This window comes from Embleya hyalina, assembly GCF_003967355.1.
Classification (GTDB): Bacteria; Actinomycetota; Actinomycetes; order Streptomycetales; family Streptomycetaceae; genus Embleya; species Embleya hyalina.
On the sequence record NZ_BIFH01000015.1, the window covers coordinates 434,566 to 449,619 of the forward strand.

11 protein-coding genes are annotated in these 15,054 nt (G+C 68.3%); 2 read left to right on the forward strand and 9 right to left on the reverse strand.

Translation table 11 applies throughout. The features are described from left to right. Position 1 precedes the first annotated feature (1 nt). Entirely contained in the window at positions 2-1,636 is a 1,635-nt protein-coding gene (locus tag EMA17_RS09620; protein ID WP_126636478.1) for a glycosyltransferase family 2 protein, read from the reverse strand. Continuing rightward, complete coding sequence (locus EMA17_RS09625) at positions 1,633-3,693, reverse strand: hypothetical protein (protein ID WP_126636479.1); 2,061 nt, start codon at positions 3,691-3,693, stop codon at positions 1,633-1,635. The genes EMA17_RS09620 and EMA17_RS09625 overlap by 4 nt, the downstream gene beginning before the upstream one ends. Positions 3,694-4,426: 733 nt before the next feature. Between EMA17_RS09625 and EMA17_RS09630 the strand changes: the two genes are divergently transcribed. Both EMA17_RS09630 and EMA17_RS09635 read left to right on the forward strand, forming a co-directional pair. After that, positions 4,427-5,980 carry a DUF2142 domain-containing protein gene (locus tag EMA17_RS09630; RefSeq protein WP_126636480.1) on the forward strand — a complete coding sequence of 518 codons (1,554 nt, stop codon included), beginning with the start codon at positions 4,427-4,429 and terminating at the stop codon, positions 5,978-5,980. 134 nt (positions 5,981-6,114) lie between these two features. After that, entirely contained in the window at positions 6,115-7,776 is a 1,662-nt protein-coding gene (locus EMA17_RS09635) for a hypothetical protein (RefSeq protein ID WP_126636481.1), read from the forward strand. A 61-nt stretch (positions 7,777-7,837) separates the two neighbouring features. Here the strand turns inward: EMA17_RS09635 and EMA17_RS09640 are convergent, their stop codons facing one another. The 7 genes from EMA17_RS09640 to rfbD form a co-directional block, all read right to left on the reverse strand. Further along, positions 7,838-8,230: a DUF2304 domain-containing protein gene (locus tag EMA17_RS09640; protein WP_126636482.1), complete on the reverse strand. Its 393-nt coding sequence runs from the start codon at positions 8,228-8,230 to the stop codon at positions 7,838-7,840. Positions 8,231-8,424: 194 nt separating this feature from the next. Continuing rightward, on the reverse strand, positions 8,425-9,840 hold the full coding sequence (locus EMA17_RS09645; protein ID WP_126636483.1) for a PIG-L family deacetylase: 1,416 nt from the start codon (positions 9,838-9,840) through the stop codon (positions 8,425-8,427). A gap of 116 nt (positions 9,841-9,956) precedes the next feature. Then, positions 9,957-12,032, reverse strand: coding sequence for a hypothetical protein (locus EMA17_RS09650; RefSeq protein WP_126636484.1), 2,076 nt, complete (start codon positions 12,030-12,032; stop codon positions 9,957-9,959). Positions 12,033-12,038: 6 nt separating this feature from the next. Next, entirely contained in the window at positions 12,039-12,941 is a 903-nt protein-coding gene (locus EMA17_RS09655) for a glycosyltransferase family 2 protein (RefSeq protein WP_126636485.1), read from the reverse strand. A gap of 6 nt (positions 12,942-12,947) precedes the next feature. Beyond that, positions 12,948-13,379 carry a DUF2304 domain-containing protein gene (locus EMA17_RS09660; RefSeq protein ID WP_126636486.1) on the reverse strand — a complete coding sequence of 144 codons (432 nt, stop codon included), beginning with the start codon at positions 13,377-13,379 and terminating at the stop codon, positions 12,948-12,950. 4 nt (positions 13,380-13,383) lie between these two features. Beyond that, positions 13,384-14,070 (reverse strand): glycosyltransferase family 2 protein, encoded by a 687-nt coding sequence (locus EMA17_RS09665; protein ID WP_126636487.1) that lies wholly within the window; start codon positions 14,068-14,070, stop codon positions 13,384-13,386. 72 nt (positions 14,071-14,142) lie between these two features. Continuing rightward, entirely contained in the window at positions 14,143-15,012 is an 870-nt protein-coding gene (gene rfbD / locus EMA17_RS09670) for a dTDP-4-dehydrorhamnose reductase (protein WP_246126555.1), read from the reverse strand. Positions 15,013-15,054: the final 42 nt, after the last annotated feature.

Here is a 15,054-nt window from a genome sequence, read left to right on the forward strand (position 1 = left end):
ATCACCCTCGCCGGCGGCGCAGTCGGGCGCCCAGGACCTCGCGGATGCCCGCACCGCCGCCGGCGTAGCGGATCGCCAACGACCGGCTCGCGGTCGCGTGGAACTGCACGAACGCGAGTCCGTTGCGCAGATCGGGCCGCATCCGCCGGCCCAGGCCCCGCCCGGCGCGCACCTTGGTGACGATCGGCGCGCCGGCCGCGTGATGCACCCGGACCCACACGTCCCAGACCGCGAACGGCTCCAGGCCCGCCACGTGCAGCGCCTCGACCGTGACCCGGCCGGTCCACGCGCCGGCGCCGGGCACCGCGCGCAGCCGGCCCTCCCGGACGCCGAGGACCCGGACCTCGTCACCGTGGCGATCGCGCAACTCCACGTCGATCCGGCTCGGTTCGACCTCGGCCAACCGCCCGTGGAGGTCGTGCACGGTGAGGTCCAGGACGTTGCCGCGCGGGCCGAGCACATCCGCCTCGACCACCACCGGCAGTTCGGCCGGCGCGAGGTCCGCGAGGCCCGTCAGCCACACCTCGGGCGCCGCGTCGTCCCACACCGCGACCCCCTCGCGAGTGGCGTACGGACCGATCAACCGCGGCGGCTCGGCGGCCAGTTCGGCCAACCGCGCCAGGTCGGTCGGCTCCGGCCGGGCGGCGAGCACGGCGGCGGCCCAGCGCGCGGCCGGGAACGCGGCCCGTACCGCGTCGGCGTCCAGGCCCGCCAGGTGCCCGCGGGCCGCGTGCCACCACGGATCCCGGTACTCGGCCGGGCGCTTGTGCAGGTCGCGCAGGTAGAGCCGCAGGTCGTGCTCGACGAACTTGGTCTGCGCCGCCGCCCGCAGCGCGGGCTCGTCCGCCTCGGTGAGGATGTCCACGACCTGTCGGTGCGCGTCGAGGCGATCCAGCCAGTTGCCGATCCGGTCCCGACGCAGCGAGATCGACGGATCGCCGGCCTCGCGACGCACGTGCCAGGTGTAGACGTGATCGGGGATCACCGCGAAGCGCGGGCCGGCCGCGTACACCCGGGCGGTGAACACGAAGTCCTCGTAGTGCCCGGCGCCGTCGGGGAAGCGGATGTCGTGCCCGAGCAGGAACGCCCGGTCGTAGAGCTTGTTGACGGACAGGGTGTCCCACACCGTCTCGGGCCGCTCGGCCACATTCGTGTAGCCGACCTCGGCGGTGAACAGGTGCGGCTGCCACGGCACATCGCGCGTGCGCGGCAACTCCCGCCGCACACACAGGCCGGCGACCACGTGGGCGTCGTGCCGATCGGCCGCGGCGGCCAGCGCGTCGACCGCGCCGGGCGGGAACACGTCGTCGCTGTCCAGGAAGACGATCCGAGCCGCGCGCGCGGCCGCCATCCCGTCGTTGCGCGGGGTGCCGCACCCACCGCTGTTGTCCGCGCGGCGCACGACCCGCACGCGCGGATCCTCGGCCGCCAGCCGCGCGCAGACGGCCGGGGTGTCGTCGGTCGAGGCGTCGTCCACGACCACGACCTCGCCGACGATCGCGCCCTGGGCGAGCGCCGAACGCACGGCGTCGGCGAGTCGGTCGGCGTCGTTGTACACGATCACCACCACGCCGACCGATCCGGCGTCCGACCCGGGCCCGACACCGTCGTCGACCCGCGCGCTCCGCGGACTCACTTCTTCGCTCCCTTGGCCGGCGACTTGCAGCCGTTCTGGGGGTAGGGGATCGTCGGGATCGGCGCGGGCTTGGCACCGGGCGGGAGCACCGGCTGCGGTCGGAGGTCGTAGACGCACAGGCTGGGGTTGGTGAACAGGACTTCCAGGCGCAACTCCGGGCGCTCGGTGCGCAGCCGCTGAACGGTGTTCAGGGTCTCGGGGTCGTTGGTGATCACCCGGATCGGGACGTCCTTGTACTTCAGGATCCGCGCGGTCAGTTCCTTCGGGCTCTCCTGGTTGTGCGAGCCGTACGGCGGCTTCTTCGGCCAGGCCAGGCCGAGGTTGCGCGAGAGCGCGTCGACCCAGAGCGTGGAGAAGTAGTTGGCCTGCCAGTTGTCCTTGAACTGCAGGAAGTTGACCCTGTCGTCCGCCGGCTTGGCCCGCATCGTCGCCGTGACGGCCTTCGCGAGCTTGAGTTCCTCGAAGCGTCGGGCGAAGAAGGCGACCCCCCAACTCAGGTCCCTGCTCGGTTTGCGCCAGACCTCGCGGTCGGGGTTGGCGTTCGCCGCGATGCCGGCGACCAGCGCGAGGGACAACACGACGGCCGAGATCGGGGTGACCGCGTGCGGAACGCGAACCGGCGCGCCCTCGACCGGTTCACTCGGGGCGGGGGCCACGAGCGTGGTCCCGCCGAGCGCGATCAGGGCGACCACGATCAACTGGTGCAGCAACTTCTCGTAGTAGTAGGAGGTCTCCCCCACCATCGCCGTCTGGTACAGGAACATCAGCACCACCGCGGCCGCCGCGGCTACGGTCCACAGACCCGCGACCCGGCGCACCGGGTCACGCCACGCGGCCCGGTTGGCGAAGGCGAATCCGACGACGAACAGCAGCAGGGTCAGCAGATGCCGGTTGACCGGGCTGATCCCGCCGCCGGAGTTGAGCGTCTCCGCGTCGCTGGTGTACTTCCAGTTCGCCAACGGCACCACCAGGCTCAACGCGAAGGTGAACACCGTGGCGATCGCCGTCCAGAGCCACTGCTTCCGCAGTTCCTCGCGGTGCAGGACGAGCCAGATCAGCACCATCACGCCCGCCAGGGGCAACAGCAGGTAGTAGACGAAGGACACCGAGATCACGAGCGCGGACAGCATGCACACCTGTTCGCGCAGTCGCGGAAACGGGCGGGCGGTAATCGCGCCGGTAATGGCCAGCAAACCGAGGCCGATGAACTCGCTGGAGAAACCCCGGACGAACATCGCCGTGCCGTCGCCGAAGTAAAGGTAGGCGGCCACCCCGGAGCCCACCGCGAGGTAGCGCCAAACGGACAGCCGCGGGCCCGCGATCCAGCGAATCGACCACAACACCGCGAAGATCATGAAGACGAACGTCGCGATGTAATAGACGACGAAATGGTCGAATCCGCTCTGCGCCGACCCCATGCCCGTGCCGGAGCGCAGGAAGTTGTCGAAGAGCCCCATCGCCAGGTGGCTGCCCTGGGGGTAGGCGGTCAGTTCGTCGGGGAGCATGACCCCGAGTTCCGAGTGGTGCAGGAACGTGTAGCCGCCCACCTCGCGAATGCTGTCGTACAGGGCGAAGTGCCTGGCCAGGTCCTCCGCGACGACCAGCAGGGACAAGCGCCCCGTCGCGTCGCGTCCGACGAACGGTTCCACCACGGCCAGGGCGGCGATCGTGGTGAAGCCGGCGAGGAACAGATCGGACGTCGTGCCGAAAGCGGGCATTTCGGGCCGACGTCCCGTGAGCACGGCGACGGCGCACAGCAGGCTGAGGCCGACCCCGCCCACGGCGACCGGGTGCAATCCCCAGGGCCAGACGGAGAAGACCAGCCCGCCGATGCACACCGCGCCGAAGATCACCACGAGAGCGGGAACCAGCCGGTCCATCAACGTGGTCCCACATCGCAACAGGGAAACCACGCCGAACAGGAAGACGAACGGCAGGATCACCGCGGCGTGCGCGAAGTAGGCGGCGAGCGTCAGCAGCCAGGAGAGGGCGACCGCCACCACGAGCAGGACGGCCGGGCGGCGGCCGGGACGGGAGGCGGTCGGGGCATTCGTCATGCGCACGGGCGCCTTCGGCTTCGCTGAGACGGGCACGGCTCCTCGATTCGGAAATCCGGTGCTCGGGCACTGGTCGGATCGTGTTCACGTCGAATACACCCGGGGTGCCATCCGGGTCCGAGATACGACGGAGGATCGTCCCGCAGCATATCCCACGGGCCTGCGCCGCCCTCAAATCCGGTGCCGGTGGGCGGTGATTGCCGAGATCGATGCGCGTCCGCCCGAAACCCGCCCCGGGCCCGATCGGCGGGTCGGCCGTCCGGAAGGTACAAGTCGACGTTCCCTCGGATTCTCCGTCCCGACCCACCGGAACGGCGTCCTTACCGACCGGACGACACCCCGGGATAATCCCCGTGAGCGCGGCCATCGATATCGTTGGCCATCGCTCCCGGTATAAGTACTCGAATGGATTCGGCGCGCCGAAAATCAGCTCTCCCGAAACGTCGACGAATAGCCCGGGCCGACACCGCGGCGCCTCGCCCGGATCGTGGGCGTCGATTAACCCGGTGTTCACATCCGGCGGTTGCGCGGAACGGGCGGAGCCCGCCGACGGATCGGTGGCGAGGGCGCCACGTCGCGTGACCAAGGGCGACATGTCCCGCGCCGTCCGAAGGATGAAGCCGGATGAGTGCCCTCGGCGAGGCGTGCAGTACCGCGCACCGAGCATCCCTCTGGACTCACTGTATTGTGCGTACCCGTGACCCCAGGAATTCCAAGCCTCAAGGCCCCCGAGATGACCGCTCCGGAAGCGCGCACGAGAACAAGCCGCTTCCACGCGCCCCGGTGGCTGCGTCGATGGCTGACAGCTTTCCTCGGCTTCTTTCTACTCGGTGCGGGCTGGGCACTCGCCACTCCATATGACGGGGCGCCGGACGAGCTTCAGCACATCATCCGCGCTTCCGGTGTCGCCTACGGCGAGATCGCGCCCGAACTGACGGTCAACGGGAAGTTCACGGGGTCCAACCAAAGCGCCGCGGCCGGATTGTGGCGGGAGAACTGCTGGGCGTTCGAAACCGGGCGGAGCGCCGCGTGTTCCAAGGAACCGGGTGGCGACAACACCGTCCATCCGACACCGACCCGGGCCGGGCGCTACAACCCGATCTACTACGCTTTCATCGGTTTGCCCATCAGGTTCGCGCCGAACTGGACGGGCATCGAAATCGCCCGCCTGATCAGCGCGGCGATGGTCGCGGCCATGTTGGCGTCCGCCGCGTACGCGCTGACCTATTGGACGCGCCATCGATTCATGCTGGCGGGGCTGGTCGTCGCAACGACGCCGATCACCATGCACCTGTCCGGCTCGATCAATCCGAACGCGCTGGAAATCGCCGCAGGCACCGCGCTGTTCGCCGCGTTGATCCCGGTCTGTCTGGAACACACACCCGGACGACGACCACCCAAGGCACCACTCGTGCTCGCGGCCGTCTCCGGTTCGATCCTGGTCAGCGTGCGCGCCGCGGGGCCGCTGTGGGCGCTGACCATCATCGGCGTGCTCCTGGTCCCGAACTCGCGTGATCTGTTCATGACACTGCTCAAGTCGGTCGCGGCACGGGTCACCGCGATCGTCCTGACCGTGGCCACCATCTCCGCCGTCGCCTGGACCGTGATCATGAAGGCCGGCGAGGCCGGCGAGGACGCGGGCGGCGCCGGGATCAGCTTCAAGCAGGCGGCGGCATTCGAGGTCGTCGGTCGCTGGGGCAAGTACATCGACGAGATGGTCGGCGTGATGTCGTGGCTCGACGCCCGCCCGCCCGTCCCCGCCTACACCCTGTGGTTCATGTCCTTCGGGATGCTCGTGTTCACCGCGTTCGTGATGGCGCCCTGGGTGGATCGCTGGCGGTTGTTCGCGCTGATCTTCGTGGTCTTCATGTTCCCGACGCTCTCCGACGCCTGGAACGTCGAGACGTACGGTTTCATCTCCCAGGGTCGCTACATGCTGCCCGTGGCGGTGGGCATCCCGTTGCTGGCCGCGTTCGTGATCTCCCGCGACAACCTGTTCGGCCGGGCCCGCGAGATCACGATGACCAGGTTCCTGCTCATCGTCCTCCTGCCCCTGCACTTCGTCTTCCTGTGGTTCACGATGATCCGCTGGCAACAGGGTGCCAAGCAGACCCCCTACCGGGTCCGCCTCAACGCCTTCGCGGGCGCGTGGCATCCGCCGCTGGGTTCGGTGTTGCCGATCCTCCTCGCGCTGATCGGTATCACCGTCATCGGAGCCTACGTATGGCTGGCCTCCCGGTTGGAGAAGCTGCCGGAAATCCCGGAGAACGCCGTCCGGGCAGCCTGAGAACCCCTTCACGCGCGGTGCCGGTACCGTCATTCCGACAGTGGAAGCGACGGCGCCGGCTCCGTGCGTTCGCGGCGCACCACATACCGCCTCGACCGTACTCCCGATGACCACATCCCTCTGAGGAGAAGACCTTGAACACCGCCGTCACGGCGCCTCCGTACTCAGAGCCGCGGTCGGTCGCCCGCGTCACGCCCTGGCAGGGTTGGTGGGAACGCAAACGCTGGTTGCTGATCACGGCCGAGGCGTTCGTCGCCTTCGTCAGTTGCCTGATCCTGCCGTTCCTGGTGCGCGGACTGAACGTCAACCCGGTCAAGCGCACCGGCGCGGTCAGCGGCCTCGCCGCGCTGCAGTTCCGGTTCACCGCGCTGGGCATCCTGCTGATCGTCGCGATCATCGTGTCCCAGCGGGTGGCCTCGGGGCGGTACTACAAGGTCGTCACGCGACTCTCGGCGGCGTCGGTGGCCGGGCTCGCGAGCGGATTCGTGGCCGGCGGGACGGTCATCGCGCTCCTGGGCACTCCCTGGCCGATCTCCGGCACCTACGGCGACGCCGGCTCCCTGGCCACCTGGGCGCACAGCATGCAGCACGGCCTGCCGGTCAACAAGGCCGGATCCGTGTACCCGCCGCTACCGCCCCGCACCATCGCGCTCTGGGCGGACCTGTTCCACGACGGGAACACGCTGTACGCGTTCAAGGACCTGCAGATCATCGGCGGCGCGGCGACCGGGCCCCTGACCTACCTGGCCTGGCGGCTGCACCTGTCGCCGGTGTGGGCCCTCGCGGTCGGCGTGCTCCCGGCGCTCAGCCTGATGGACACCTTCAAGCCGTACGGTCAGACCACGTTGCTGATCCTGCTGCCGATCCTGGCCAAGTGCCTCCAGTGGCTGCATCGCATCGGCGACGCCTCGTATCGACAGATCCTGATCCTGTCCGCGGCGTTCGGCGTGACCTTCGGTCTGATCTTCCTCACCTACTCCGGCTGGTTCGTCTTCTCGGCCCTGGGCACGGTGGCCGCGGTGGGGATCCTGTTCCCGTGGCGTACGGCCCTGCGCAAGGGACTGATCTTCGTCGGCGCGACCGGCGCGATCTTCCTCGCCGTGTGCGGGTTCTACCTGGTCGACCTGCTGAGGGGAGCCGGAACCAAGGACCAGGCGTACGGCTTCGACGCGTACGTCGACCCGGCCTTCTTCCAGCTGTGGCGCACCGACATGCCCGGCCCGGTGACCCTGTGGCCGCCGCCCGGTGAACTCGGCGGCGTGGGCGTCTGGACGATCCTGGTGTTCCTGGGGCTCGGGCTCGCCCTCTGGCTGGGCTTCCGCAAGCCGATAGTGATCACCTTCGTCTGCTTCTTCGGCAGCGCCTGGCTGATGCGCATGTGGTTCGCGTCGAAGATGTTCGTCACCGAGTCCGTGCAGTTGTGGCCGCGCACCGGCAATCAACTCGTGTACACGTCGTTCGTGTTGACCGCGCTGGCCATCTACCTGTTCCAGGCCCGCATCCGAACCCTGTGGTCGGATGTGTCCGCCCGCTTCACGGACGGCACCGCACGCGCGCTGCCCGGCTCGAAGTCCGCGGTCATCGGCGCGATGGTCACCCTGATGTTGCTGTTCGGCACGATGGCCTCGTCCATCTCCGACCGGTACATGCCCTCCGACGAGAACACGTATCGGAAGTTGACCTACATCTCGCAGACCCTGGAGAAGGTCAACGGCAAGTGCCCCAAGTACGCGCCGAAGGGCAAGTGCGTCTCGCTCGACCCCCAGTGGCGGAAGATGCTCACCGACAAGAAGTGAGCGACCGCGACGACCGCACCGCCCACCCGGGAACCCCGGGTGGGCGGTGTTCGTCAATCGCTCAGCGAGTCCCGGGACGACGTGCGGTGCGCAGGTCGATCGCCGGCAGTCCCACCCGACCCGCGTTCAGTTCCCTCGCGTCGCGCAGCGCCACGTTGCGGGCCAACTCGGTGAGCTTGCGCTCCAGGGACCGAAATCGCAGATAGGTGTTCAGCGTCATGAACGCGACGCCGACGACCAGGAGATAGATGATCAGGTCGGTGCCCCGGCCCACCCCGACCCGGTTCGCCATCCACGTTATGTCGTTCGGCCGCAGCACCGCGTAGACGTTGGTGCCGACGAAGAGCAGGAAGGCTATGCGCTTCCAGGCCCGGGTGCGGACCCGGTCCCATTGCAGGACGAAGGTCGTCAGCAGCCCCGCCGCGCACAGCAGCAGGAAAATCTGGATCACCATGAGATCGACCTCCCCTGTGCCTGCGACCCCTCACCCGCGAACTCGACCACGACCGTCCGGTGCCGGGGGCCGCGGGAAGGTCGCGTACCACCTTAACCATGTCACGACGGACATCCGCGCTCTTCCCCATCCGTTCGGCCGAGCCGGTCGAAGGATTCGCGCGGACCGGGAATCCGGGGTCGCGCGGGCGTCGATCACACCGGCGCGAACCGCCAGCACTGCTCCGGGGAACCGACCTCGGGCTGTTGGGACACGGTGCCCAGGCGGGCGTCGGCGGTCAGCGCCGCGCCGGATCCGGCCACCGTGACGAGGTATCCGCCGCGACCCGCCCGGATGCGGAAGACCAGCGCCGGATCGTGCCGGCACTCGGACACCGTCGGCGCCCCCTGCGGCTCCTTCGCGGGGTCCGGGGTGGCCAGACACCCGGATCCGTCCTTGGTCACCAGTCGCCAGCCGAAGCGAACGGCCTGGGTGCGAAAGACGGTTCCGTGTGACTCCGGCTTCAGGGTCAGCGCGCCGCCCGCCCCGGAGGCGGCCGCCACGGCCAACCCGGAGGCCGGATTGACCAGCCGGTACTCCCGGGCGAGCAACGGCGCGTCGGACGGGTTGCCGGTGGGCCCCGGCCGCAGTGGCGGCGGCAACGGCACCACGAGCCCGGCCCGCCACCGCTCGTCGACCTGATAGGTCTTCGGATACCAGGTCCGGTAGACCCTGCTGCGCTGCGCGTCGGGATCGAACTCGGTGTAGACCTTGAAACACGCCGCCTTCGCCCGCGTCGCCGCGGGCGAGAGGTTGTCCGGCTCACTGGTGATCGTGTAGTCGCGGTAGTAGGAGACCGGCAGGTCCGGGGTTCCCTCGAAGACGTACATGACCATGCGCGCCACCGAGATGTGGTCCTGATGGATGCCGCCCGTGGGCATCGGCGAGCCGTGCAGGTCGGCCGTGGGGTCGAGGGTGTTGACGCAGGTGGGACGGAACTCGTCCCGCACACCCTGGAGGAAGGCGACCATGGCGGTGCGGTCGATGTGCTGCGCGGGAAAGGTGTCCCCGTCCCGCGTCTGCACGCTCCCGCCGTCCGCGTACAGCGCCCACATCCGCTTGGCGCCGGGGTCGGTGAGCATGTGGCCGTCCGGGATGCGCGTCTCCAGTACCGACACCCGCTCGTCGAGCGTCCACAGCGTGGCCTGCACGCCGCCGGCCGCGTACGGCCGGCTGGTCCATTCGCTCGGCTTGCGCCCGAGCGCGAAGGCGTACGCCGCCCGTACCCCGGCCTCGCGGTCGCGCATGTACTTCGGGTAGCCGACGTAGTCCGAGGCCATCAGGTACACGGTGCGCACGTGCGCCCCGGACTCGAGATCGCTGAGCAGGTCCGGGCTCAGGAAGAGAAGGTCGTCGTCGTGGTGCGCGACCACGTTGAGCACCCTGCGCTCCTGCTGCGGGACCCGGTCCTTCGAGGGCCAGGCCCTGGCCACGTCCCGGGGCCGCGGGGTCGACCCGTCGTCGGCCCAGTCCACGGCGGCGGCGCCGCCGAGGACGGCCAGGACTCCGCCCGTGGCGGCCAGGGCCCTGCGTCGGGAAATCACCGAAGCGGGCCCCCGTTCGGCTGACATTCGGTACTGCACCGCCTCTTCGTGTGCCGGTACGGGCTGGGCATCCGATGGGAAGACGTGTGCCGCACGGCCCGGGTTGCATGATTACGCGTGCGATTCAGGGGCGCTCCTGCGATTCAGGGGCGCTCCGTCGACGGCCCGGCGCAACCGTTCTGCGGGAACGGCACCTTCGGCGGCACGTAGGGCGACGCGAGGATCGCCGGTGGGGGCACCGACTCGAACCGGAGTTTGCAGCGGGTCGGATTGCTGAACAACAGTTCCAGCCCGATTCCCGGATTCTCGGCCCGAATGAGCTGGATCGAGTCGTAGGTCTTCGGGTCGTCGGTGACCACCCGAATCCTGCGGTCCGCGAAATCCCGCGTGATTCGGGTCCGGAGGAGTTCGGTCGTCTGCGGGGCCTTCGACAGCGGGTTGACCGCCCAGGCGGTGCCGAGGTTACGCGCGAGCACGTCGACCCACAGCGTGCTGTAGTAGTTGCCCGCCCAAGTACCGCGCATACGGAGGAAGTTGACCCGGTCGCCCGGGTTCGGCATTCCGTCGAGCGTGGCGGTCACCAACTGCGCGAAAATCGGCTCGTCGGTCTTCCCGATGAAATACGCGGTACCCCAGGAACGATCGCGGGCGGGCGGATGGCCGCCCTGGCGGTCCGGCCCGGAGTTGTAGACGAAGGCCATGACCAGGCAACCGGTCACGACCATCGCGGGCAACGGCCTGGTGAAGGCCGGTCGGCCGCCCGCCGGCACCGGATCCGGGGCGGCCAGACTCGTCGCCCCCAGGCAGACCAGTCCGACCACGAACAGTTGGTGCAGGAGTTTCTCGTAGTAGTAGGACGTCTCGCCCACCAGCGCCGTCTGATAGACGAACATCAGCCCCACCGTGCCGCCCCCGACGAGCAACCACAGGGCCGCCATGACACGCTCCGGCCTGCGCAGGGTCTCCCGCCCGATCAGGCACAACGCGAGCACGAACATCAGCAACATCAGCAGGTGCCGGTTGACCGGGTCGATGCCGCCGGGTGCGTTTATCGCCTCGGCGTTGCTCGCGTACTTCCAGTTGACCAGCGGAAGCACCGCGGAGCACACCGCGGTGACCGTGATCGCGCCGACCGCCCACAGTCTGGCCCGCAGCAGCCGCGCTCGGGTCCGCCACACCCAGGCCAGCACGAGCAGTCCACCGGCGGGCAGGAAGAGGTAGTAGGTGTATCCGAGCGCGATGAGGAGCGCGGCCGAGAGGCACAGTTGCTCACGCAGCCGATGCACCGGCCGTACCGTGACGGCCACCAGGATCGCGAGCAGGCCGAGACCGGCGAACTCGCTGAGGAAGCCGTGCAGGAACATCGACGTGCCGTCGCCGAAGTACAGGTACGCCGCCGCCGAACCGGCCACCGCCAGGTAGCGCCACGGCGCGAGCCGGGGGCCCGCCACCCAGCGGATCGCCCACAACACGGCGACGATCATGAACATGTACATACCGGCGTAGTAGAAGATGAAGCGGTTCAACTCACCCTGCGCGGGCCCGGGGTCGGTGGTCGAGCGCAGGAAGTTGTCGAACAGCGCCAGCCCGAGGTGGCTGCCCTGCGGATAGGAAACCAGGTCCTTGGTGACGATCGTCGCCACCTCGGAACGGTGCAGGAAGTTGTAGCCGCCGCCGAACCGGATGCCCTCGAAGATCGCGAAATGCCGGGCCAGGTCCTCCGCGGTGACCACATGCGCCAACCGGCCGGCGAACCCCCGGCCCAACAACGGCCACACCACCAGGGCCGAGGTGAACGCGCCGATCCCGACGGTGAACAGCGCCGACAGGCCGCCCGTGCCGGAAATCGCCGGACGGCGATCCGCCAACGCCGCGCACCCGAGCAGGACGGTGAACCCCAGGCCCGCCACCGGCACCGGGTGCAGCCCCCACGGCCAGACCGAGAACAGCAGGGCCACACCGCACAGCGCCCCGGCGGTCAGCGTGAACGCGAAAACGAGTCGATCCAGGATCGAGCGGCCGGACCGCAGGAGCGAGGCCAGGAGCGCCAGGAAGACGAAGGGCAGCACCACCGCCGTTCCGGTGCGGTAGCACAGCACCGGAACGGCCCAGGCGAGCACGAGCGCGCCGAGCAGGATCCACGGCCGAAGCGGTCGGCGACGCCGTTGTATGGGCTCGGCGACCGGGACGGCCGCCGCCGTTTCCTCCGACAGGGTCACGATTCCTCAGTCCGAGGTCCGCTTGGACGGGCCGAACACGTGCCGGCCCAGGACGCGCCCCCCCACGTGGTTGCCCTTGCGCAGGACCGCCGGAAGCATCGTCAGCGCGTGCAACCTCGAGGACATGTGGGACCGCGCCGTCTTCGCGGCATGGTGCCACCCCAGTGCGTCCATCCGGTCCGCGACGTCGAGGAAGTAGTTGCGCTCCTCGGTGAACCGTCGACCGTTGAACGCCTGCAACGACGACTCGCTGATCGCGTGTCGGCGGTACTGGAAGCACACGGTCTCGTCGATCACCATGTCCTCGCCGGCCTCCAGGAGGTCGATCACGAGGGCGAGGTCGAGAACCACCTCCAGGCCGCTGCGGAACCCGGCCGCCTTGATCGCGTCGGCCCGCCAGCAGATCGACGGGAAGTAGAGCCAGTTACCGCGCAGCACGCTGTTGGCCAACTCCTCGCCACCCATCACCCGGCGACCGGTGAACTTGGGGGTGTAGAGCTTGCGCTTGGTGACGTCGACGAGCGAGGTGCTGCGATTGCCGCCGCTGTCGATCACCTCCACCCCGGGCTGGACCATCCCGACCCCGGGATACTCGCGCAGCGCGGCCCGCACGGTGTGCAGGTAGTTCGGCAGCATCACGTCGTCGCAGCCCATGATGACCACGCGGTCGTACTCCGCGAGGTCCACACAACGCTGGAAGTTGCGGGTGATGCCGAGGTTCTCCGGGTTGCGGAAGTACCGGATCCGGGGCTCCTGGAGCGTGTCGATCCACTCCTCGATGCCCTCGGCCCGGCTGTCGTCGACCACCGTCAGGCGCCAGTCGGTGTCCAGTTGCGCGATGACACTGCGTACGGCCGTCTTCATCAGGAAGACGTCGCCGTAGAACGGCAGCATGATGTCGATGGTCATGGCGTATCAGGAACCCGGAGAGTGTGCGTGCTCGACCTCGGGGGTCGGAGCCTGGGCGGCGGCGGACGAGACGCGCATCGTGTCGTTCAGCAGACTTATCCGGTCCTGGTTGAGCACCTGGGCGTCGCGAATGGCGATGGTGCGGGCAAGATCGGTGATCTTCTTCTCCATCGAGCGAAAACGCATGTAGGTGTTCAGCGTTATGAACGCGACACCGATGACCAGCAGATACAGGATGAGGTCGGTACCCCGGCCCACTCCCATCTGCTTCGCCACCCAGGTGGTGTCCTGCGGACGCACGATGGCGTACACGTTCGCGCCCACGAAGGCCAGAAACGCCAGGCGCTTCCACGCGCGCGTACGCACGCGGTCCCACTGCCGCACGAACACGGTCAATAGGAGTATGGCTCCCGCGAGCAGAATGATCTGAATCACCATCTGGTCACATACCCCGCTGTCGAATGGAGATATCGAAGAGGATGTTTACGCCGTTGATCAGCGATTGACCCTTGGCCTTGGAGTAGTCGGTGTATCGAACCGTCACCGGCGCCTCCTGGATTCTCAGGCCGGAACGTGCGAGAAAGGCCACGATCTCCGAGGCGTGTGCCATGCCGTTCATGGTGATCTGCAGCATCGAAGCAGCCTTGCGGTTCATTACCCGAAGGCCGTTGTGCGCGTCGGTCAACTTCAGTTTGCGCGAGGTCGGGCTCAATGCGGCGGCCGTACGCAGTACGACACGCTTGATCCACGGAATACCGGTGTTCGCATTCAGGAATCGGGAACCGAGAACAACGTCGAGATCCCCGGCGGCGGCAATTTCCAGCATATTTATCGCATCCTCGACACGGTGCTGTCCGTCCGCGTCGAAGGTGATCACGTATTTCATCCCGGGTTGTGCCAGCGCGTACGCGATGCCGGTCTGCAGCGCGGCACCCTGGCCCAGGTTGATCGGATGCTTGATCAGATGGGCCTTGGAGCCGTAGATCTGCTCCTCGGTATTATCGGAGCTTCCATCATCCACGCACACGATGTTCGGGAAGACCGCGGCGGTTTCCTCGACAACCTGAGCGATGACCCGGTCCTCGTTGAAGACCGGAATCACAATCCAGGCGGTGCTGACGTCATGCACCTAACGCTCCAGGATGACATAGGTAAGGATTTGGCAATACTAGCGAACGCAGCCCGGCTCGCGGCCTCGCGATCATCGTCGGGTGTGCGCCGGGCCGATCTCCCGCAGGGCCTCGGCAAGCATCGTTCGCCAGTCTTCGAGCGGTTTCAAGTCTGCGGCCTCCCAGCGCCGATGACCGAGGATGCTATAGGCCGGTCGACGCGCCTTGCGCGCGTAGGCCGCCGATGAAACGGGACGCACCCGATCCGCGTCCAAGCCCGAGAGCTCGAAGACGGCCCGGGCGAGGTCGTACCAGGTGGCCGCGCCGGAAGCGGTGCCATGATAGCGGCCCGCCGGCGCGGTACCCGCCAGCGCGGAGTACCCCAGCAGCGCCAGTCGCTCGGCCAGCGCGTACGACCAAGTGGGTTGGCCCCATTGGTCGTCGACCACATCCACGAACTCCTGCCTGGCAGCCAGATCCGTCATGGTCGCGACGAAATTGGAGCCTCGAGCACCGTACAACCAGGCCGTGCGAACCACATAGCCGGCGTCGGGCAGCAGCTCGGCGATCGCCGCCTCGCCCACCGCCTTGCTCCGTCCGTAGGCGTTGACCGGGTCGGCCGGGGCGTCCTCGTCGTAGGGCTCGGTGCCGTGACCGGAGAACACGTAGTCCGTGGAGATGTGCAGCAGTCGCGCTCCGTGCTCGCGGCAGGCGAGCGCGACGTTGCGGGTGCCGTGGCCGTTGACCGCGGTCGCCTCCTCCTCGCAGTCCTCGGCACGATCGACATCGGTCCAGGCCGCCGCGTTGACCACCACGTCGTGCCCGGCGACGGCATCGCTCACGGCCGCGGCGTCGGAGACGTCCAGGAGGGCGTGGGGAAGTGCCGTCACGACCGCGTCCGGTTGCCGAGAGAGCACGGCGACAAGGTCGTGTCCGAGCATTCCGCCGCTTCCGGTGATCATCCACCGAGTCGTGCCGTTCGCACGATCGCGTCCATATGTGCT